Source organism: Mameliella sp. MMSF_3455, assembly GCF_030733205.1.
Classification (GTDB): Bacteria; Pseudomonadota; Alphaproteobacteria; order Rhodobacterales; family Rhodobacteraceae; genus Antarctobacter.
Genome location: NZ_JASHJL010000018.1, coordinates 80,734 through 99,299 on the forward strand (window position 1 = coordinate 80,734; position 18,566 = coordinate 99,299).

Annotated in this window: 16 protein-coding genes; 9 read left to right on the plus strand and 7 right to left on the minus strand. The window is 66.2% G+C overall.

Annotation, left to right across the window (positions count from 1 at the left end):
- Positions 1 to 46: 46 nt before the first annotated feature.
- The 3 genes from RBB42_RS14800 to purB form a co-directional block, all read right to left on the minus strand.
- On the minus strand, positions 47 to 205 hold the full coding sequence (locus RBB42_RS14800) for an adenylosuccinate lyase (protein WP_305972169.1): 159 nt from the start codon (positions 203 to 205) through the stop codon (positions 47 to 49).
- 121 nt (positions 206 to 326) lie between these two features.
- On the minus strand, positions 327 to 815 hold the full coding sequence (locus tag RBB42_RS14805) for a DUF4396 domain-containing protein (RefSeq protein WP_305972170.1): 489 nt from the start codon (positions 813 to 815) through the stop codon (positions 327 to 329).
- Between the two features lie 5 nt (positions 816 to 820).
- Positions 821 to 2,131 carry an adenylosuccinate lyase gene (gene purB, locus RBB42_RS14810; protein ID WP_305972171.1) on the minus strand — a complete coding sequence of 437 codons (1,311 nt, stop codon included), beginning with the start codon at positions 2,129 to 2,131 and terminating at the stop codon, positions 821 to 823.
- 166 nt (positions 2,132 to 2,297) lie between these two features.
- Here purB and RBB42_RS14815 point away from each other — a divergent pair, with 166 nt between their 5' ends.
- Entirely contained in the window at positions 2,298 to 2,735 is a 438-nt protein-coding gene (locus tag RBB42_RS14815) for a DUF6314 family protein (RefSeq protein WP_306043722.1), read from the plus strand.
- A gap of 145 nt (positions 2,736 to 2,880) precedes the next feature.
- Positions 2,881 to 4,182, plus strand: a complete 1,302-nt coding sequence (locus tag RBB42_RS14820; protein ID WP_305972173.1) for a DUF3422 family protein — start codon at positions 2,881 to 2,883, stop codon at positions 4,180 to 4,182.
- A gap of 194 nt (positions 4,183 to 4,376) precedes the next feature.
- Here the strand turns inward: RBB42_RS14820 and RBB42_RS14825 are convergent, their stop codons facing one another.
- From RBB42_RS14825 to RBB42_RS14840, 4 genes are all read right to left on the minus strand, one after another.
- Positions 4,377 to 5,426 carry a YeeE/YedE family protein gene (locus RBB42_RS14825; protein WP_305972174.1) on the minus strand — a complete coding sequence of 350 codons (1,050 nt, stop codon included), beginning with the start codon at positions 5,424 to 5,426 and terminating at the stop codon, positions 4,377 to 4,379.
- A gap of 432 nt (positions 5,427 to 5,858) precedes the next feature.
- Positions 5,859 to 6,848: an ABC transporter permease gene (locus RBB42_RS14830; protein WP_305972175.1), complete on the minus strand. Its 990-nt coding sequence runs from the start codon at positions 6,846 to 6,848 to the stop codon at positions 5,859 to 5,861.
- Positions 6,841 to 7,848, minus strand: a complete 1,008-nt coding sequence (locus RBB42_RS14835; protein WP_305972176.1) for an ABC transporter permease — start codon at positions 7,846 to 7,848, stop codon at positions 6,841 to 6,843. Before RBB42_RS14835 ends, RBB42_RS14830 begins: the two co-directional genes overlap by 8 nt.
- Positions 7,849 to 7,952: 104 nt before the next feature.
- Complete coding sequence (locus tag RBB42_RS14840) at positions 7,953 to 9,650, minus strand: peptide ABC transporter substrate-binding protein (RefSeq protein ID WP_305972177.1); 1,698 nt, start codon at positions 9,648 to 9,650, stop codon at positions 7,953 to 7,955.
- A gap of 252 nt (positions 9,651 to 9,902) precedes the next feature.
- Here RBB42_RS14840 and RBB42_RS14845 point away from each other — a divergent pair, with 252 nt between their 5' ends.
- The 7 genes from RBB42_RS14845 to RBB42_RS14875 all read left to right on the plus strand — a co-directional run bounded on the left by RBB42_RS14845 (position 9,903) and on the right by RBB42_RS14875 (position 18,271).
- Positions 9,903 to 11,747 carry an ABC transporter ATP-binding protein gene (locus tag RBB42_RS14845; protein WP_305972178.1) on the plus strand — a complete coding sequence of 615 codons (1,845 nt, stop codon included), beginning with the start codon at positions 9,903 to 9,905 and terminating at the stop codon, positions 11,745 to 11,747.
- A 12-nt stretch (positions 11,748 to 11,759) separates the two neighbouring features.
- A complete protein-coding gene (locus tag RBB42_RS14850) occupies positions 11,760 to 12,152 on the plus strand; it encodes a hypothetical protein (protein ID WP_305972179.1) in 393 nt (130 codons plus the stop codon).
- Between the two features lie 3 nt (positions 12,153 to 12,155).
- Positions 12,156 to 13,037, plus strand: coding sequence for an endonuclease/exonuclease/phosphatase family protein (locus tag RBB42_RS14855; RefSeq protein ID WP_305972180.1), 882 nt, complete (start codon positions 12,156 to 12,158; stop codon positions 13,035 to 13,037).
- Between the two features lie 39 nt (positions 13,038 to 13,076).
- Entirely contained in the window at positions 13,077 to 14,237 is a 1,161-nt protein-coding gene (gene argE / locus RBB42_RS14860; protein ID WP_305972181.1) for an acetylornithine deacetylase, read from the plus strand.
- Positions 14,238 to 14,397: 160 nt separating this feature from the next.
- Positions 14,398 to 15,741 (plus strand): NAD(P)/FAD-dependent oxidoreductase, encoded by a 1,344-nt coding sequence (locus RBB42_RS14865; protein ID WP_305972182.1) that lies wholly within the window; start codon positions 14,398 to 14,400, stop codon positions 15,739 to 15,741.
- 53 nt (positions 15,742 to 15,794) lie between these two features.
- Positions 15,795 to 16,961 carry a M20 aminoacylase family protein gene (locus tag RBB42_RS14870; RefSeq protein ID WP_305972183.1) on the plus strand — a complete coding sequence of 389 codons (1,167 nt, stop codon included), beginning with the start codon at positions 15,795 to 15,797 and terminating at the stop codon, positions 16,959 to 16,961.
- Between the two features lie 143 nt (positions 16,962 to 17,104).
- The gene (locus RBB42_RS14875; protein ID WP_305972184.1) at positions 17,105 to 18,271 is read left to right on the plus strand and encodes a M20 aminoacylase family protein; all 1,167 of its coding nucleotides are present in this window, start codon (positions 17,105 to 17,107) and stop codon (positions 18,269 to 18,271) included.
- Positions 18,272 to 18,566 lie beyond the last annotated feature (295 nt).

Here is an 18,566-nt window from a genome sequence, read left to right on the forward strand (position 1 = left end):
CCGCCCGCGAAACCTCGGTCATGCGCGCTGCGGACGCCTGTGGCCGTCAGCTGGCGACCACCACGCAGCTGTTGCTTTCATGGTCATAGGTCATGCCGTCGGCGCAGCTCATGGCCTGTTTGGAATGTCCGGGGCAGGCCATCGCCAGCGCCGGTGCCACGATAAGGGCCGTCGCGGCGAAGAGCATCTTCAGCTTCATCTTCATGGTCCTCCTGTCTACGTGTACCCGAAAGGGTAGCACGCATGCGGCCCCTGGCAAAAAACAAACTTGCCCGGCGGACCCGTGTCCGCGCAGCATCCTGAAAACCTGCTTGGTTTCGGGGCGCTCAGTGATCGTGTTTCGCGATCCCGCGTCCGATCATGACATAGTTGACCGGCAGCGTGGCCAGAAAGCCGACGGGGATGGCCACGGCCATCGACAGCCAGAAGGCCGTGCTCCAGACCGTGCCGGAGGTCATGCCGCCCAAGAGATAATCGACGGCGTTCATCACGGATTCCATCGTCAGGATCGAGACGGTCTCGCCCAGCCAGACCATGCCGAGGGCGGCCGGGACACTGGTGCCCAGCCGTCGTGCCAGCGGAACAGAGACCAGCGTCAGGCCAAACAGCAAGGCAAGGGAGGTGGTCAGGGCAATGATCGGCCAGGGACTCAGCCCCAGGGACACGCCGATCATCAACCCCAGGACTTCGCCGCTGACGCAGCCGGTTGCACAATGAACCGTCGCCCAGAAGGCGGCGGGCCAGGTGGCGTGGGTATCGTGGCTGTCGTCCTGCGCATGCCCGTGATGCGCAGGATTGTGCTCATGCTGTTCCATTCCCCTTAGGTAGGGGCACCGAACACCCTGTCAAAGATCGTGTCGACGTGCTTGGTGTGATAGCCGAGGTCGAATTTCTCGTTGATCTCTTCCTCGGAGAGTGCCGCGCGCACCTCTTCGTCCGCCAGCAGTTCCTCGCGGAAATCGGTGCGGTGATCCCAGACTTTCATCGCGTTGCGCTGCACAAGGCGATAGGCGTCCTCGCGGCTGACACCGGCCTGGGTCAGCGCCAGGAGCACGCGCTGCGACATGACGAGGCCGGGGAACTTGTTCATGTTGTCCAGCATGTTCTGCGGGTAGACCAGCAGCTTGTCGATGACGCCGGTCAGGCGGTGCAGCGCGAAATCCAGCGTGATCGTGGCGTCTGGGCCGATATTCCGCTCGACCGACGAATGCGAGATGTCACGCTCGTGCCAGAGCGCCACGTTCTCCATCGCCGGGATGACGGCCATGCGGACAAGTCGGGCAAGCCCGGTCAGGTTCTCGGTCAGGACCGGGTTCTTCTTGTGCGGCATCGCGCTGGAGCCCTTTTGTCCCATCGAGAAGAACTCGGCCGCTTCCAGCACCTCGGTCCGCTGCATGTGGCGGATCTCGATGGCGACGTTCTCGATGCTGCTGGCAATGACGCCCAGCGTGGCGAAAAACGCCGCGTGGCGGTCGCGCGGGATGACCTGGGTGCTGATCGGCTCGGGCACCAGGCCCATCTGGTCGCAGACATGCTCTTCGACCGCCGGGTCGATGTTGGCAAAGGTGCCCACGGCGCCCGAGATGGCGCCGGTCGCGATCTCGGCCCGCGCGTCGCGCATCCGGCTCAGGTTGCGGTCCATCTCGGCGTAGAACCGGGCAAAGGTCAGGCCCATCGTCGTGGGTTCGGCGTGGATGCCGTGGCTGCGCCCGATGCGCACCGTGTCCTTGTGTTCGTAGGCACGTTTCTTCAGCGCCGCCAGCAGCCCTTCGAGATCTTTGATCAGGATATCGCTGGCGCGCACCAACTGGACGTTGAAACAGGTGTCCAGCACGTCGGACGAGGTCATGCCCTGATGGACGAACCGGGCCTCCTCGCTGCCGACGTGCTCGGCGAGGTGGGTCAGGAAGGCGATGACGTCATGCTTGGTCTCGCGCTCGATCTCGTCGATGCGGTCGATGTCGAACTCGACATCCTTGGCCTTCCAGACGGCCTCGGCGTTTTCCTTGGGGATCACGCCCAGGTTGGCCTGTGCGTCGCAGGCATGGGCCTCGATCTCGTACCAGATGCGGAACTTGGTTTCGGGGCTCCAGATGGCGACCATCTCGGGACGGGAATAGCGGGGGATCATGGCGGACCTCTCGGCTGGGACTGCGACGTTGGGGTGCCATACGCCGACCGGCATGCATCGGCAATAGGGGGGCAGGCGCGCCGCGACGATAGGGATCACCGCACCTGTGGCTTTCCCCGGGGCGGTGCCGCGTGTTAGCACTCTGAAATCCGGCGGGGACGGCAAGATGACAGGGCATTCAGGCAGGGTGGCGACGCGGGATCTCGAGGCATTTCTCGGCGACTGGCAGGTCAGCCGGCAGATCTGGCAGGACGATGGCGCCCGGGGCCGGTTCGAGGGCACCGCCCGTTGGCAGCGGGATGGCACCGGCGCGATCTACAGTGAACGGGGGCAGTTCTGGCTGGGTGGGCAGGGGCCCTTCGTGGCAGAACGCAGCTATCGCTGGGACGCGGACCTGACCGTCTACTTCGAGGATGGTCGCCTGTTCCACAAGGTCCCGACCGAGGGAGGCGAGGTCGCGCATTGGTGCCCGCCGGATCAATACGATGGCCTCTATGATTTCTCGGACTGGCCGCGCTGGTCCCTGCGCTGGCGCGTCACGGGGCCGCGCAAAGCCTACGAGAGCCTGACCCTGTACTCGGCGGCAGAGAGGCCGGGGTCATGAGAGGCCGGGCCGGCCGGGCGGATCGCCTGCCGCTGCGGCAATGTATACGGTCGCATTCAACTAAGGCACTGAAAAAACGCCGTTTATCATCTTTACTTTGCACCTGCAGCAATTCATGTTGCGCCCGATAACCGGAGTCCATGCAATGCCGCCCATCCAGGACCATCCGCTGCGCTTCAAGCTGGCCAACGAGTTGCACGCGCGCCCCTTTCCTTCGCTCACGGCGCCCTGCCGTGCGATCTACCTGGCGATCAAGCAGCCCAAGGATGCCGCCGCCCGGGACCGGGGCGCGGACCTGACGCATCTGATCGATCTGCTCGACCGGCATGAAACCCCGCATCCCCAGCCCGGCGCCACCCATTACCAGGGGCCGATCGGGCAATTCATGCTGAAATGGGAACAGCATACGGAATTCGTGACCTATACGGTTTTCATGCCGGGGCTCGGCGACCGCGCCTTCGATCCGGCGGATCTCGATGTCTTTCCGCCGGATTGGCTTGCGCGCGCGCCCGGCGTCCGGGTGACATCGGCGATGCTGCGCATCGACGAGCGCCCCGCCGACGACGCTGCCATCAGCCGCCAGCTGGGCGACTGGCTTGTACCCGAAAGCGTGGCCGTCAGCGAGGTGATCGACGGCGATGCGGTGATTGCGGGTGATTTCCGAATCGATCCGGCCGGACACCAGCGCTTTGCCATCTTCGTGCGCGAGGGGATCGGCCGGCGCCGGGTGGGGCGCATCGTGCAGCGGCTCTGCGAGATCGAGACCTACAAGGCCATGTCGATGCTCGGTTTCACCCGGGTCCGCGAGATCTCTCCGCGGCTGGGCGAGATCGACACCGAGCTGACCCGGCTGATGCAGGTCATGACCGACGAGGACGGGCAGGAGGAAGGCACGCTGAAGGCGCTGCTCAAGGTTTCGGCCCAGCTGGAAAGCCTGTCCGCGCGCATGTCCTTCCGGCTGGGCGCGACGGGCGCCTACGAGGCCATCGTGGGGCAGCGGATCGAGGTGCTGCGCGAGGAGCGCTTTCAGGGCCGGCAGACCTTTTCCGAATTCATGATGCGCCGCTACGACCCGGCCATGCGGACCGTGAAAAGCGCCGAGCGCCGGCTGGAAAGCATGACCAACCGAGCCACCCGCGCCGCCGACCTGCTGCGCACCCGGGTCGAGGTGGGGCGTTCGGCGCAGAACCAGCAATTGCTGGAAAGCATGGACAAGCGCGCCGAGTTGCAACTGCAATTGCAGAAAACGGTCGAAGGGCTGTCGGTGGTGGCGATCAGTTACTACGCGGTCTCGCTGGCGGGCTATCTGATGTACCCGGTGGCGGACCTGCTGGGGATCAGCAAGGGCATGATGACGGCGATCTTGACGCTGCCGGTGGTGGCGGTGGTCTGGCTGATGATCCGCCGTATCCGGCACCACATGGAAGACGGCGGGCCGGACCTGTAGGCCTGTCGCCGGGACGGGACTGTTTGCGGCTCTGCCGCAAAGGCGCCCGCCCGCCGACCCTTGGGACAGGCTGCGCCTGTCTTTGCTTCCGGAGTCACCAGGAAACAGGCGGCGCGCTGATTCTTGCGGTTGCTGGCACGAACGAGAACGGCCCCGGACATTTCCGGGGCCGTGCGTTTCGGTTCGAGAAGGGGTTATTCCGCCGGTTGCAGCGTGCCACGCGGAGAGGCGGAGAGCAGGGCGTTGGTCACCAGCCCGCCGACCGCGATGGCGCCCAGGGCGGCCAGCGCGGCGATCGACAGGGTCGGCACGCCGGAGAGGCCCGCGCCCACGGTGCAGCCGCCCGCCAGAACACCGCCCACGCCCATCAGCGCGGCGCCGGCCAGGTAGCGGCCGGTCTCTGCCGGGGAGGAGAAGCTCTGCCACTGAAAGCGGCGCGCGGCCAGGGCCGAGACGAAGGCGCCCAGGAAGACGCCGCCGATCAGGCCCACGCCGAAGCCCGCCGGGATCGAGCTGGAGGCGACGGTCCAGAACAGCGTGTCCGACCAGGTGGAGGTGAAGGCGAGGCTCTGCATCGCGATCGGGTCGAAATCGTCATAGAGGATGAAGCCCGTACCGACCCAGCCCAGCGGCACCAGCAGGCCGATGAGCGCACCGCCCGCGAGGGCCTGCCAGCGGTTGCCCGAGCGCAGCCCGTAGGCCAGCGCCGCGGCGGCCAGCAGCGCGGTCCAGAGGGCGGCGCCACCGGGCAGGGCGGCAAGGCTGGTGGTCTCGCCCAGGGGCAGGGTGGTTTGCGCCAGGGTCGTGCGCACCGGGGCCAGCACGCCCTTGAGCGTCGCATGGGCCACCACGGCGAAAACCGCCAGCACGGTCAGCGCGCGCAGGTTGCCCGAGGCGGTCAGCACCGTCAGCCGCGAGACGCAGCCGCGTGTCAGCACCATGCCCGCGCCGAAGAGCAGGCCGCCGACGAGGATCGCCGCCACCGGCAGGTCACTCGCCATGAAGCGGTGGTCGCCGAAGCTGATCCAGCCCATCGCCACGGCAGCCTGGGTGCCCACCAGCGCAAAGGCCAACGCGGTCAGCCAGACGCCAAGCGCGGCGCGCCGATCCTCGCCGACAAGGCCACGCCGAAAGCAGAAACGGGTCCGCTCGGCCAGCAGACCAAAGGCGGCACCAAGGATCAGCGCAAACCAGACCGCGGCCTGCGGAGCGGTAAGAGTGTCGAAACCCAGCGATTCATACATGGCAGCCTCCGGGGTGCGGGAATTCGGATTCAGGAATTTTGTCCCAAATGAGGGGGCAGAGGCCACAAGGCAAGCGCATGATCTTTATGGCGCACCTTTCGAACCGGGACGATTTCCCGACTTGGAGGGTATCCAGTGGGAAAACGTCATCCCCGCGTCCCAGCCGGGGCGCGTGCCTGTTCGGGACGCCGGGCCACGGGCCGTGGGCTTATCCTTTTTTCGAAGACGTAAGCTCTGCCAGCATTTCGCGGGGTTTTTGGAACGGTGTTCAGGGTGCGCATCGTGCCCGCCGGGGCAGGGGTGTCATTAGCGAAGGTGCCACTGCCGCCGATCCCTTGGATCACCGCGCGCAGGAAAGCGGCATGGCACGCCGAAAGGAAAAGGACCGGCGGTTTGCACCGCCGGTCCCTGTTGCTGTCATTGCGGTCAGGCTCACCGGCCCCGGATGCGCGGGTCCAGCGCATCGCGCAACCCGTCGCCCAGGTAGTTGACCGAGAGCACGGTCAGCGAGATGGCGATCCCGGGCAGCAGAACCCGCTCCGGGAATTCCTCCATCCGCACCACGGCGTCGGCCAGCATCTTGCCCCAGGTCGGGAAGTCCGAGGGGAAGCCCACGCCGAGGAACGACAGGGCCGACTCGGTGATGATCGCCGTGGCCAGACCCAGCGCCGCCGAGACCATGATCGGTGACAGGACGTTGGGCAGCAGGTGCCGCCGGATGATCTTGAACTGGGTTGTGCCGATCGAACGCGCGGCCAGCACGAATTCGCGTTCCTTGATGGCCAGGATGTCGCCGCGCACGATCCGCGCCGTCGGCATCCAGGAGGTGATGGCAATCATCGTGACGATCAGGATGAACATGCCCCCCTCCGGCCCGAAGTTGGCCCTGAGCGGTTGTCGGAACAGCGTCACCGCCAGCAACAGCAGCGGCAGGATCGGCAGCGACAGGAACAGGTCCGTCATGCGCATCAGGAACCCGTCGAGGCGCTTGAAATAGCCCGCGATCACGCCGACGGCCGTGCCGATGACGAGGCTGAGGATCATCGCGGCCCAGCCCACCGCCATCGAGGCGCGGCCCCCGGCGATCATCTGCGCCAGCTGGTCACGGCCCAGCTGGTCGGAGCCGAAAGGCTTGTTCCAGCCGGTCCTGGCATCGGAATCCCACAGCGCGACATAGATCGGGCGGAAGTCCTTGTTGCGGATGTCGATCTTTTGCGGATCCACCTGGTACAGCCAGGGCCCGATCAGCACCGCGAGCGTGATGAAGATCAGGAACCCCAGGCCGAACATGGCGCCCTTGTGCTTGCGGAACTGGTCCCAGACGTCCTTGGACCGCGCGCGGGGCGGCTTGGACGGTTCCTTGTCCTGCAGGGCCTCGATGGCCTGCAATGGCTCGTCCGAGGGGGTGGTGTTGTCAGTCATAGCGGATCCTCGGGTCGAGCAGGCCGTAGAGGATGTCGGCAACCAGGTTGAAGAGCACGATCAGCACGGCAAAGATGAAGGTCAGGGTCATGACCATCGGCAGGTCGTTGGCGAAAAGCGCGGTGATCAGCAGCTGGCCGATCCCGTTCACCTTGAACACCTGTTCGGTGATGATGGCGCCGCCGAAGATGGCCGGCACCCCCAGCGCGATCACGGTCACCACCGGGATCAGCGAGTTGCGCACGACGTGGACATTGACGACGATCGCCTCGCTCAGGCCCTTGGCGCGGGCGGTGCGCACGTAGTCCTGGTTGAGGTTGTCCAGCATCGAGGCGCGCATGTAGCGGCTCAGCTGGGCGGTGATCTGCAGCGCCAGCACCATGACCGGCATGATCATCTGGCTCAGCTGGACCTTGAAGCTGGCCCAGTCGGTCACGACGTGGGTGGTGTCGTAGATCGAGGGGAACCAGCCAAGCTGCACGGAAAAGATCACGATCAGCAGCGGGCCGGTGAAGAAGGGCGGGATCGAGAAACCGATCATGGTCACGAAGGTGCCCGCCTGGTCAAAGACCGAATACTGCCTGTAGGCCGAATAGACGCCGACCGGGATGGCGATCAGGATGGCGACGATATAGGCTGTGCCGACCACCCAGAGGGTCTGCGGGATCCGCTGGATGATGATGTCCATGACCGGCGACCGGGTCTGCCACGAGATCACGCGTTGCGCGCCCTCTGTCATGTTGGTGCCGAAGGCCCAGTCGATAAAGACCTTGGGTTCGGTCCAGAAGACCTGCACCAGCCATTTCCAGTATTGCACCAGCGGCGGCTCACCAAGGCCCAGGGCCTCGCGCATCTTCTGTTTCACCTCTGGCGGGACCGTGAGCGGCACCTGCGCCATCGGGTCCCCCGGGGCAAGCTGGAGCAGCATGAAGATGACAAAGCTGATGAAGAGAAGCGTCGGGATCGAAAGGACCAGACGTCGCGTCGCGTAGGATAGCATCAAACGCCTCTGATTTTTGCGGCTATGGAGCCGGGGGCAGGCCGGGCCGAAGCGGGTCCGGCCTGCAATAGGGGCGCGCCGGGCGCGCCCCGGTTTTCAGCGGATCAGTCGATCCGGTACCAGTCGGCCACGTTCCACAGCTCGCTGTCCCAGACGTTCAGCTTGACGCCGCCGAGGCTGTTGGAATGCGCCGAGAGGCGGCCACGGTGAACCAGCGGGATCATCGCGCCCCGCTCGAAGGCCATGCGGCTCAGCTCGCGGCCGATGCGCTGACGCTCTTCCATGTCGGCGGTCTCGGTCAGCTTCTTGTGCAGCGCGTCGTATTCCTCGTCGCAGAAGCGGCTGATGTTCTCACCCTGCCACTGGGTTTCCGGACGCGGAGCCTTGTCGCACAGACCGTTGCCCAGATAGGCCTGCGGATCGGTGCCGTTGAAGGTGTTGGCGTACATTTCCACGTCGGCATAGAACTTCTGGAAGGTGTCGGGCGAACCCGGGTCGCCACCGAAGAAGACCGATGCGTCGACCGAACGCAGCTCGACCTCGAGGCCGATCTGTTCCCACCAGTCCTTGATCAGCGCCTGGAAGTCCTGGCGGACGGCGTTGACCGAGGTCTGGTAGACGATCGACAGCGGCACGCCGTCCTTTTCGCGGATGCCGTCACCGTCGGTGTCGACGATGCCCGCGTCGTCCAGCATCTTCTTGGCGCCCTCGATGTCCTGCACGTCACAGCCTTCGATGTCTGCGGCAAAGGCGGCGGGGGCGGGGACCCAGGAACAGGACACGCGGCCGGCCTGGCCATAGCCGATTTCCACCAGCAGGTTGCGGTCGATGGCCATCGACATCGCCTTGTAGACCGCCGGGTCACCCAGGAAGGGGTGCGGGCGGATCACCGAACGCTCGTCCGGACCAAGGTTCGGATCGGGGTTGGTGTTGTTCAGCATGATGCGTTCCAACAGCGGGCCGAAGCCGGCCACCGGCTTGCCCATGCCGCCCGCTTCCATCTTGGCGATGACGTCGGGGGCCAGCTGCAGGTTCCAGGCGTAGTCGAATTCGCCGGTTTCCATCACGGCGGTGCCCGCCGCGGCCGCCGAACCGCCGCCCTTGAAGGTCACGGTGGCAAAGGCCGGCTTGGCCGGGTCGCGGTAGTTGTCGTTGGCCTTCATGGTGATCACGTCGTTCGGCTTGAACTCGGTGACGACGAAGGGGCCGGTGCCGATCGGGTTGAAGTTCTGCTCGGTGCAGGTCGAGGCCGCGGCGCCGACGCAGTTCTCGAACTGGGCCTTCTGGATGATCGGGCTCTCACCGCCGACGAAGGGGCCGTAGGGGTTCGGGGTCGGGCCTTCGAAGGTGACGACGATGGTCGATTCGTCCGGCGTCTCGACCGAGGTCACGCCCTCGAACTTGGTGATCTGCGCGCAGCCGCCCTCGGGGTGGGTGCAGTATTCATAGGTGAACTTGACGTCTTCGGAGGTCAGCGGCGTGCCGTCCGACCACAGGATGCCCGGGCTCAGTTTCCAGGTGATCTGGGTCAGGTCCTCGGAGACACCGCCATTGGCAACGGTGGGGATCTCGTCGACCAGCCAGGGCACCAGTTCGCCGTTTTCATTGTAGCGTGCCAGCGGTTCGATGATCATCGACGAGGATTCGACGTCCTTGGTGCCGCCCGACAGGAACGGGTTCAGGATCGACGGAGCCTGCCAGTAGATGATCTTGACGTCGCCGTCAGACGCCCGCTCGGCAAAGGCTGCGGGAGCCAGTGCAATAGCGGCGGCTGCCCCGAGCATCAGGGTCTTGAGTCTCATGATATCACTCCATGTTGGTCGGGACCGGATGTCGTGCCCGGCCCCTTCGTTGTGGCGGGATGGTCGGCCAGATGAGGAGGCGATTGCAACCGCCATTTGCACATCGATGATCCGGATACCCCACCCGTTCCCCATCGAAAGCACAACATGCGCAAAATGCAAGCATTGCCTAACGTAAAAGCACTGCGGGTCTTTACAGCCTGCCCGCGCAGCCCATAGCCTTTGCCCTCAGGACATGGGGAGCACGCAACAATGCTGGACAGCGCACCGAACTCGCAGACCGCAGGACCGATCGCGCGGATCGACAAGCTGCGGGTGGAGTTCCAGACCAAGGACGGACCGGTCGTCGGCGTCGAGGACGTCAGTTTCGACATCGGTCCGGGGGAAACGGTCTGCGTGGTCGGCGAATCCGGCTCGGGCAAGTCGGTGTCCTCGCTCTCGCTGATGCGGCTGGTGGAATACGGTGGCGGCGACATCGCCGGCGGCCGGTTGCTGTTCGATCGCAAGGAGGGCGGCGAGGTCGACCTGCGCACCCTCGACCAGACGCATATGCGCAACATCCGCGGCAACGAGATCGGAATGATCTTCCAGGAGCCGATGACCGCGCTAAACCCTGTCTTCACGGTCAAGAAACAGCTGACAGAGGGGCTGCGCGTCCACCGCGGCATGAACGCGAAACAGGCCGAGGAGCGGGCCGTCGAACTCTTGCGCGAGGTGCGCATTCCCGAACCGGAACGCCGTCTGAACCAGTTCCCGCACGAACTGTCCGGCGGGATGCGTCAGCGCGTGGTGATCGCGATGGCAATGGCCTGCAAGCCGCGCCTGCTGATCGCCGACGAACCGACCACCGCGCTGGACGTGACGATCCAGGCGGAAATCCTCGCCCTCATGGACCGGCTCAAGCGTGAGACCGGCACCGCGGTGATGTTCATCACCCACGACATGGCCGTGGTCGCCCAGATGGCCGACAAGGTCGTGGTCATGTTCCGCGGCAACAAGGTCGAGGAAGGCACCGTCGAGGAAATCTTCGAGAACCCGAAGCACCCCTATACCAAGGCGCTGCTGGCCGCCGTCCCCAAGCTGGGCGAGATGACCGGCAAGGACCTGCCCGAACCGATGAAGCTGGTGGGCCGCGACGACCAGGATCTGAAACCCATCCCCGGCACCAACGAACCTTTGCTGACGGTCGAGGGGCTGACCACGCGTTTTGCGGTCAAGGGCGGGTTCTTTCGCCGTACCGTGGCCAATGTCCACGCGGTCGAGGACGTGTCCTTTGTCCTGAACAAGGGGCAGACGCTCAGCCTCGTGGGGGAATCCGGCTGCGGCAAGTCCACCGCCGGTCGGTCGATCCTGCGGCTGGTCGAACCGCTGGCGGGCAAGGTCGATCTCGACGGCACCGACGTCATGGCCTTGGGGACCAACGGGCTGCGCGAGGCGCGGCGCGACATGCAGATGATCTTTCAGGATCCCTTCGCCTCGCTGAACCCGCAGCTGCAACTGGCCGACCAAGTGGCCGAGCCGATCCACAACTATGGCATCGAGACCGGCAGCGCGGTGTCCGACCATGTCGCGCAGCTCTTTGACCGGGTCGAACTGCCGCGCAGCTTCATGCGCCGCTATCCGCACGAACTGTCCGGCGGCCAGCGTCAGCGGATCGCCATTGCCCGCGCCTTGGCCCTGCGACCCCGTCTGATCGTCGCGGACGAGGCGGTTTCGGCGCTGGACGTCTCGGTGCAGGCGCAGGTCATCAACCTGATGATGGAACTGCAGGCGGACATGGGGCTGGGCTATCTCTTCATCAGCCACGACATGGCCGTGGTCGAACGGGTCAGCCATTACGTCGGCGTCATGTACCTGGGCCGGATCGTCGAACTGGGGCCGCGCCGCGCCGTCTTCGAGAATCCGCGCCACCCCTATACACAGGCCCTGATGAAGGCGGTCCCGATCGCCGATCCGCGCCGTCGGAAGACGGAAAAGGACCTCAACTTCAAGCCGATCCCCTCACCGATCCACCCGGTCGGCTACGAGGCCGCGCCTTCGGAATACGAAGAGGTCAGCCCGGGCCACAAGGTGCTGATCACCGACAGCGGGTACTGACGGGGGCAGGGCGTGGCGGCGGGCCTGCGGATCTGGCGGTTCGACGGCCCGCCCCCTTGTTCGCCCGATGATCCCCGCATGGACCAGTCGCCGCTGATCGAGGCGCTGGCCGGTCCTTGCCCGGCGATCCCCTTTGGTCCGCAGGCCGACCTGCGCGCCGTCTTCGACCGCCATCTGCCGGGCCTGCGGTGGAACGACAGCGGCGATGCGGGCTTTTACAGGCGCGACCGCTTTCGGATCCAGCTTCGGTTGCCCGGACCTGACAGCCGGGCCATCAGCCTGGCCATCGACGAATGGGGCGCCACGGAACGCCTGCTGCGCGCGATCGAGGCCGAGAACCCGGACTGGTACTGCACCTGGTACGGCGGAACCTGGCTGCGCGACGCGCCCGTCGGAGGGGGCTGAGCGATGCGGGCCCTGCGCAAGTCCCTGGCCCTGCTGGTGTTGTTGGTGTCCGCCTGCGGGAAGCCGCAGGCGCCGCCCGCGCGCAGCGCCGATGTCCTGCGCGTGGCCAGTCACAACGTGCATTTCATCCGCATGACCCAGGCGCGCGGCCCCTGGTCCCTGGCCGACTGGGAGGCGCGCAAACAGGCGTTGGACGCGGTGTTCAAGGAGGCGGACGCCGATCTCGTCGCCTTTCAGGAAATGGTCAGCATCGGCCCGGACGAGAACCGCGACGTGAACCTGGCGCGCGACTGGCTGTTGTCCCGCAACCCGGGCTACGGCCTTGCCGCGACGGGCGACTGGCGACGCTTTCCCACCCGCCAGCCGATCTTCTACCGCACCGACCGTCTGCGCCTGCTTGACCAGGGCTGGTTCCTCTACGACGCGCCCGAGGTCGTCGAAAAAGAGCGCCAGCGCCAGGGGTTCTGGTTGTATTTCGCGTCCTGGGCGGTTTTCGCCGGGCCGGACGGGCGCCCGTTCCGGGTCTACAACGTGCATTTCCACTTTCGCGACGGCGCCAAGCGGCGTCGCGCGGCCCGCCGCCTTGCAGCACATGTCACGCCGATGCTGCAGCAGGGAATGCCGGTCATCGTGCTGGGCGACATGAACGCGCTCCCGGGCTGGCGGACGGTGCGCATCCTGCGCGAGGCCGGGCTGCACACCCATGACCCGCGCGGCAGTTCGTTCCACTTCAACCGCGGTCTGCACATCCTGCCCGCCATTGACCGGCTGGGACGCGCGTCCGGCGTGCAGCTTGTGGGCGGTCCCTGGGGGCTGCATGGCAAAAGGGCAGGTGACTGGCCCTCGGATCACTACCCGGTGGTTGCGGATATCGCCCTGCCGTGACAGGCATAAGCCATCCGACACATCAAGAACGAGGTGAGAATGGCCGAGGTGCTGTCCCCCCGTGCGCTGCTGGACAAGCTGGTGAGCTTTGCCACCGTCAGCCGCGACACCAACCTGCCGCTGATCGACTGGGTGCAGGACTATCTCGCCTCGCACGGGATCGAGGCGGGGCGCCACGTCAAGCCGGACGAGCCGGAAAAGGCCGCACTTTTTGCCCATGTGGGGCCGGACGAAGAGGGCGGCGTGGTGCTGTCGGGCCATACGGACGTGGTGCCGGTCGATGGGCAGGACTGGTCCACGGACCCTTTCACGGTGACTGAAAGGGACGGCCGCCTCTACGGGCGCGGCACCACCGACATGAAGGGGTTCGACGCGCTGGCGATCTGGGCCCTGGTCGAGGCCAAGAGGCGCGGTGTCACGCGCCCGCTGCAGATCGCATTGTCCTATGACGAGGAAATCGGCTGTGCCGGTGCGCCGCCGCTGATCGAGGCCATGTCCGGCCTGCCGCGTGCCCGCGACGTGATCGTCGGGGAGCCGACCATGATGAAGGCGGTGACCGGCCATAAGGGCGGCGTGACCTACTGGGTGCATGTGCACGGCTTCGAGGTCCACAGCTCGCTGCTGCACACCGGGGTCAGCGCGATCATGTGGGGGGCCAAGATGATCGACTGGGCCAACCAGCTGAACGCCGAGTTGCAGGCGGCGGAGCCGGTCGGCATGGCCGGGCTGTTCGACCCGCCATATACCAACGTCCACGTCGGCCAGATCCGGGGGGGCACCGCTCATAACATCGCGGCCAAGGATTGCGAGTTCGGCTTTGGTTATCGCGTGGTGCCGGGCGAGACGCTGGACCAGTGGCGGCGCCTGACCGAGGACAAGGCCGCCGAGCTTACCGCGCAGATGCAACAGGTCCGATTGGAGACCCGGATCGAGCTGGAAGAGAAATTCAGCCTGCCGCCCTTTGCCCCGGAAACGGACAATACCGCCGAGGCGCTGGTCCGCCAGATCACCGGCGACAACTCGGAGAATTTCGTCAGCTACGGCACCGAGGCGAGCCATTTCCAGGTCGCAGGCTACAAGGCCGTGGTCTGCGGCCCGGGCAGCATCACCGTCGCGCATCAACCGGACGAGTACATCACCCTGGCACAGTTCGAGGAAGGCCGGCGGTTCATGGAACGCCTGCTGGAGCGCCTGGCATGACCGGTTCGCTGCAAGGGGGCGCTGCCCCCTCGGCCTTCGGCCTCACCCCCGGAGTATTTCGGCAGAGAAGAAGCAGGGGCGCGCGCGGTGCTTGTTCTCTGGTAAAATACGGCGCCGCGACATTCGGGAAGGGCGCCTGTGCCGGGCAAGGGGGGGCAGGATGAGATTTCCCTATCACGAGATGGGAGAGGTGGAGTTTTCAGATCCTCTGCCCGAGGCCGTCGACCTTGCGGTGATCGGTGGCGGGGTGATCGGTGTGTCGACCGCGCTCTTCGCGGCCCGCCGGGGGCTGAAGGTCGTGCTGTTGGAGAAAGGCCGGGTCGCCGGTGAGCAGTCCTCGCGCAACTGGGGCTGGATCCGGGTGCAGGGGCGCGACAAGGCCGAGATCCCCATCGCGCTTGAGGCGCAGGACCTGTGGCAGGCGCTGGACGCGGAATGTGGCGGACGTCTGGGCACGCGCACCGTTGGGGTCAGCTATCTGGCCCGTGACGAGGCCGAGATGGCGGCTTTCGAAGGCTGGCTGGACGAGGCCAGGGGGCTTGGCGTCAGCTCGGAACTGCTGGGGCGGACGCAGATGCTGCGCCTGCTGGACTATCCGCGCGGCCCCTGGGTCGGGGCCCTGCACACGCCCACCGACATGAAAGGCGAACCCTCGGTCGCGGTGCCGGAACTGGCGCGGCTGGCGCGGGCCGAGGGCGCGGCGATTGCCGAGAGCTGCGCCGTACGCGGGCTGGACCGGCAGGCCGGGCGCGTGACCGGTGTCATCACCGAGAAAGGCCGCGTCCGGACGCAGGCCGTTGTCCTGGCCGGGGGCGCATGGTCTTCGCTGTTCCTGCGCCGGCACGGGGTGGACATTCCGCAGCTTGCGGTGCGTTCGACCGCGCTGGCCACGCAGCCCTTGCCGCCGGTGGTGGGGACGGCGGCGGTGGACGACCGGCTGGCCTTTCGTCCGCGCGCCGATGGCGGCTATACGCTGGCGCCCGCCGCTTTCGGCGAGTTGTACCTTGGCCCGGATCTCCTGCGGCACCTGCACCACTACCTGCCGCTGGCCATGACCGGTGAATTCGACATCCACCCGCGCGGGCCGCAACCGCGCCACTGGCCCGATGCCTTTTCCACCCCGCGCCACTGGAGCGGGGCCGAAGAGAGCCCGTTCGAGCGGATGCGCATCCTCGATCCCGCGCCCAATGGCGGCAAGGTCTCGGAGATCATGCGGCGGTTCGGCCAGATCTATCCGGATGCGGCGCCGGTCCGGGCGCAGGACGCCTGGGCGGGCATGATCGACGTGCTGCCGGACGTGGTGCCGGTGGTGGACCAGGTCGCGCAGATCCCCGGGTTGACGGTGGTGACGGGCATGTGCGGGCATGGGTTCGGCATCGGTCCCGGCTTTGGCCGGGTGGCCGTCGACCTGGCCACCGGGGGGCAGCCTGGCCATGACCTGGACCGGTTCCGCATGTCGCGCTTCTTTGACGGGTCGCGGTTGCAGCCTGGCCCCAATCTCTGAGGCTTGCGAAGGCGGCCGCATGGGCGCAGGATCATGGGCAAAGGAGAGACCCGATGCCCGTGAAGAACCGTATCGCCGACTGGCAGGAGGACCTGACCGCATGGCGCCGCCACCTGCATGCACATCCCGAGCTGCGTTTCGAGGAACATGAGACCGCGCGTTTCGTGGCCGAAAAGCTGCGGGGTTTCGGCTGTGACGAAGTGATCGAGGGTGTGGGCCAGACCGGCGTCGTCGCGGTGATCCGGGGACGGCAGGGCGGGTCCGGGCGCACCGTGGCCTTCCGGGCCGACATGGACGCGCTGCCGATTTTGGAACAGACTGGGGCGGATCATGCCTCGACCATACCGGGCAAGATGCACGCCTGTGGCCATGACGGCCATACCACGATGCTGCTGGGCGCCTGCCGGTATCTCGCCGAGACGCGCAATTTCGACGGCACCGTCGTGGCGCTGTTCCAGCCGGCCGAAGAAGGCAGCGGCGGGGCCAAGGCGATGATCGGGGACGGGGTGTTCGACCGGTTCAAGGTGGACGAAGTCTATGCCATGCACAACTGGCCGGGGCTGGCGCAGGGCCATTTCGCGACGAGGCCGGGGCCTTTCCTGGCCTCTGCCGACAAGTTCGAGATCCGCGTGACGGGCAAGGGCGGCCACGGCGCTATGCCGCATCTTGCGGTGGACACCAACCTGGCGGCGGCCCAGATCGTCACCGCGCTGCATTCGATCCCTTCGCGCGATGTGAACGCGCAGAACGCAGTGGTGATTTCCGTCTGCGGGATGAAATCCGAGACCTTCACCTACAACGTGCTGCCCGATGCGGTCACGCTGATCGGCACGGTGCGCCAGTATGATGTCGCAGATCGCGACACGATGCGCAGCCGGATCCGCCAGATCGCCGAGGCAACTGCCCTGGCCCACGGGGCGCAGGCGGAGATGGCGTATATCGAGGGCGTGGATCCGCTGGTGAATGCCGAGGCACAGGCGGCCATGGCCGCCGACGCGGGCGAGGCGGTGTCCGGCCACGTGGACCGCGAGGCGCCGCGCGTGATGGGCAGCGAGGATTTCGGCGACATGCTGCGGGTGCGTCCCGGGGCCTTTGTCTTCATCGGCAATGGCGACAGCGCCGACCTGCACAACCCGGCCTATGATTTCGACGATGCCATCGCGCCGGTGGGGGCCAGCTGGTTCGCCACCCTGGCCGAGACACGGATGCCCCTGGGCTGAGCAGCGCGGGACGCCGGGGCAGGGGCGACGCGCGGTCGTGGTTGCGCCCCGCACGACGGTGCATATGTTGAACCCCATAACCGCATGGCGCCCCAAGGACCCTCTGCGGCGCAACGAACACTCACGACAACAAGGAGGCCGAGATGCCCGTCAAGAACCGCTTTGCCGAACTGCAGGACGAGATCACCGCCTGGCGCCGAGACCTGCATGAACACCCCGAGATCCTGTTCGAAACGCACCGGACCTCGGCCCTGGTCGAGGAAAAGCTGAAGGAGTTCGGCTGTGACGAGGTGGTGACCGGTATCGGCCGCACTGGTGTTGTGGGCGTCATCAAGGGACGGGGAAATGGCTCTGGCAAGGTGATCGGGTTGCGCGCCGACATGGACGCGCTGCCGATCCACGAACAGACCGGCGTTGACTATGCCTCGAAGACCGATGGCGCCATGCACGCCTGCGGCCACGACGGTCACACCGCCATGCTGCTGGGCGCGGCGAAATACCTGAGCGAGACGCGCAATTTCGACGGCACCGTCGTGGTGATCTTCCAGCCCGCCGAGGAAGGCGGCGGCGGCGGCAAGGAGATGTGCGATGACGGCATGATGGAGCGTTGGGGCATCCAGGAAGTCTACGGGATGCACAACTGGCCGGGCCGCCCGGTCGGGTCCTTCGCGATCCGCGAGGGGGCCTTCTTTGCCGCGACCGACCAGTTCGAGATCAACCTCGAAGGCCGCGGCGGTCACGCCGCCAAGCCGCATGAGACCGTGGACACCACGGTGATGGCGTCCCAGCTGGTGCTGGCCATGCAGACCATCGCGGCGCGCAACGCCGATCCGGTGGACCAGGTGGTTGTCTCCGTCACATCCTTCGAGACCTCGTCCAAGGCTTTCAACGTGATCCCGCAAAAGGTGTTCCTGCGCGGCACCGTGCGCACCCAGTCGGCGGAAATGCGCGACCTGGCGGAACAGCGGATCAAGGAGATCGCGGCCGGCGTGGCGGCCACCTATGGCGGTACGGCCGAGGTGATCTATCACCGCGGCTACCCGGTCATGGTCAACCATCCCGAGCAGACCGAGTTTGCCCGCGAAGTTGCGAAAGAGGTGTCCGGAGGCATCGACGAGGCCCCCATCGTCATGGGCGGCGAGGATTTCGCCTACATGCTGGAGGAACGCCCCGGCGCCTACATCCTTGTGGGCAATGGCGACACGGCGATGGTTCACCACCCGGAATACAACTTCAACGACGACGCGATCCCGGCGGGCTGTTCCTGGTGGGCGGAGATCGTCGAACGCCGGATGCCACTGGCCTCCTGAGGCCGCTTGCCCCCCCGGTGACGAGGGCACGTCTCAGGTGTTTACTGAAAGGTGCGAGGGGCCGGCCCGTCACACCGGAGGTGTGCGCTGAAAGGTGCGAGGGGCCAGCCCGTCACACCGGAGGTGTGCACTGAAAGGTGCGAGGGGCCAGCCCGTCACACCGGAGGTGTGCGCCGAAAGGTGCGAGGGGCCAGCCCGTCACACCGGAGGTGTGCGCCGAAAGGTGCGAGGGGCCAGCCCGTCACACCGGAGGTGTGCGCCGAAAGGTGCGAGGGGCCAGCCCGTCACACCGGAG

Excerpts from the sequence above, each read along its gene's own strand:
- RBB42_RS14800 (WP_305972169.1), bottom strand. The coding sequence starts at position 205 with ATGAAGATGAAGCTGAAGATGCTCTTCGCCGCGACGGCCCTTATCGTG.
- RBB42_RS14805 (WP_305972170.1), bottom strand. The coding sequence starts at position 815 with ATGGAACAGCATGAGCACAATCCTGCGCATCACGGGCATGCGCAGGAC.
- purB (WP_305972171.1), bottom strand. The coding sequence starts at position 2,131 with ATGATCCCCCGCTATTCCCGTCCCGAGATGGTCGCCATCTGGAGCCCC.
- RBB42_RS14815 (WP_306043722.1), top strand. The coding sequence starts at position 2,298 with ATGACAGGGCATTCAGGCAGGGTGGCGACGCGGGATCTCGAGGCATTT.
- RBB42_RS14820 (WP_305972173.1), top strand. The coding sequence starts at position 2,881 with ATGCCGCCCATCCAGGACCATCCGCTGCGCTTCAAGCTGGCCAACGAG.
- RBB42_RS14825 (WP_305972174.1), bottom strand. The coding sequence starts at position 5,426 with ATGTATGAATCGCTGGGTTTCGACACTCTTACCGCTCCGCAGGCCGCG.
- RBB42_RS14830 (WP_305972175.1), bottom strand. The coding sequence starts at position 6,848 with ATGACTGACAACACCACCCCCTCGGACGAGCCATTGCAGGCCATCGAG.
- RBB42_RS14835 (WP_305972176.1), bottom strand. The coding sequence starts at position 7,848 with ATGCTATCCTACGCGACGCGACGTCTGGTCCTTTCGATCCCGACGCTT.
- RBB42_RS14840 (WP_305972177.1), bottom strand. The coding sequence starts at position 9,650 with ATGAGACTCAAGACCCTGATGCTCGGGGCAGCCGCCGCTATTGCACTG.
- RBB42_RS14845 (WP_305972178.1), top strand. The coding sequence starts at position 9,903 with ATGCTGGACAGCGCACCGAACTCGCAGACCGCAGGACCGATCGCGCGG.
- RBB42_RS14855 (WP_305972180.1), top strand. The coding sequence starts at position 12,156 with ATGCGGGCCCTGCGCAAGTCCCTGGCCCTGCTGGTGTTGTTGGTGTCC.
- argE (WP_305972181.1), top strand. The coding sequence starts at position 13,077 with ATGGCCGAGGTGCTGTCCCCCCGTGCGCTGCTGGACAAGCTGGTGAGC.
- RBB42_RS14865 (WP_305972182.1), top strand. The coding sequence starts at position 14,398 with ATGAGATTTCCCTATCACGAGATGGGAGAGGTGGAGTTTTCAGATCCT.
- RBB42_RS14870 (WP_305972183.1), top strand. The coding sequence starts at position 15,795 with ATGCCCGTGAAGAACCGTATCGCCGACTGGCAGGAGGACCTGACCGCA.
- RBB42_RS14875 (WP_305972184.1), top strand. The coding sequence starts at position 17,105 with ATGCCCGTCAAGAACCGCTTTGCCGAACTGCAGGACGAGATCACCGCC.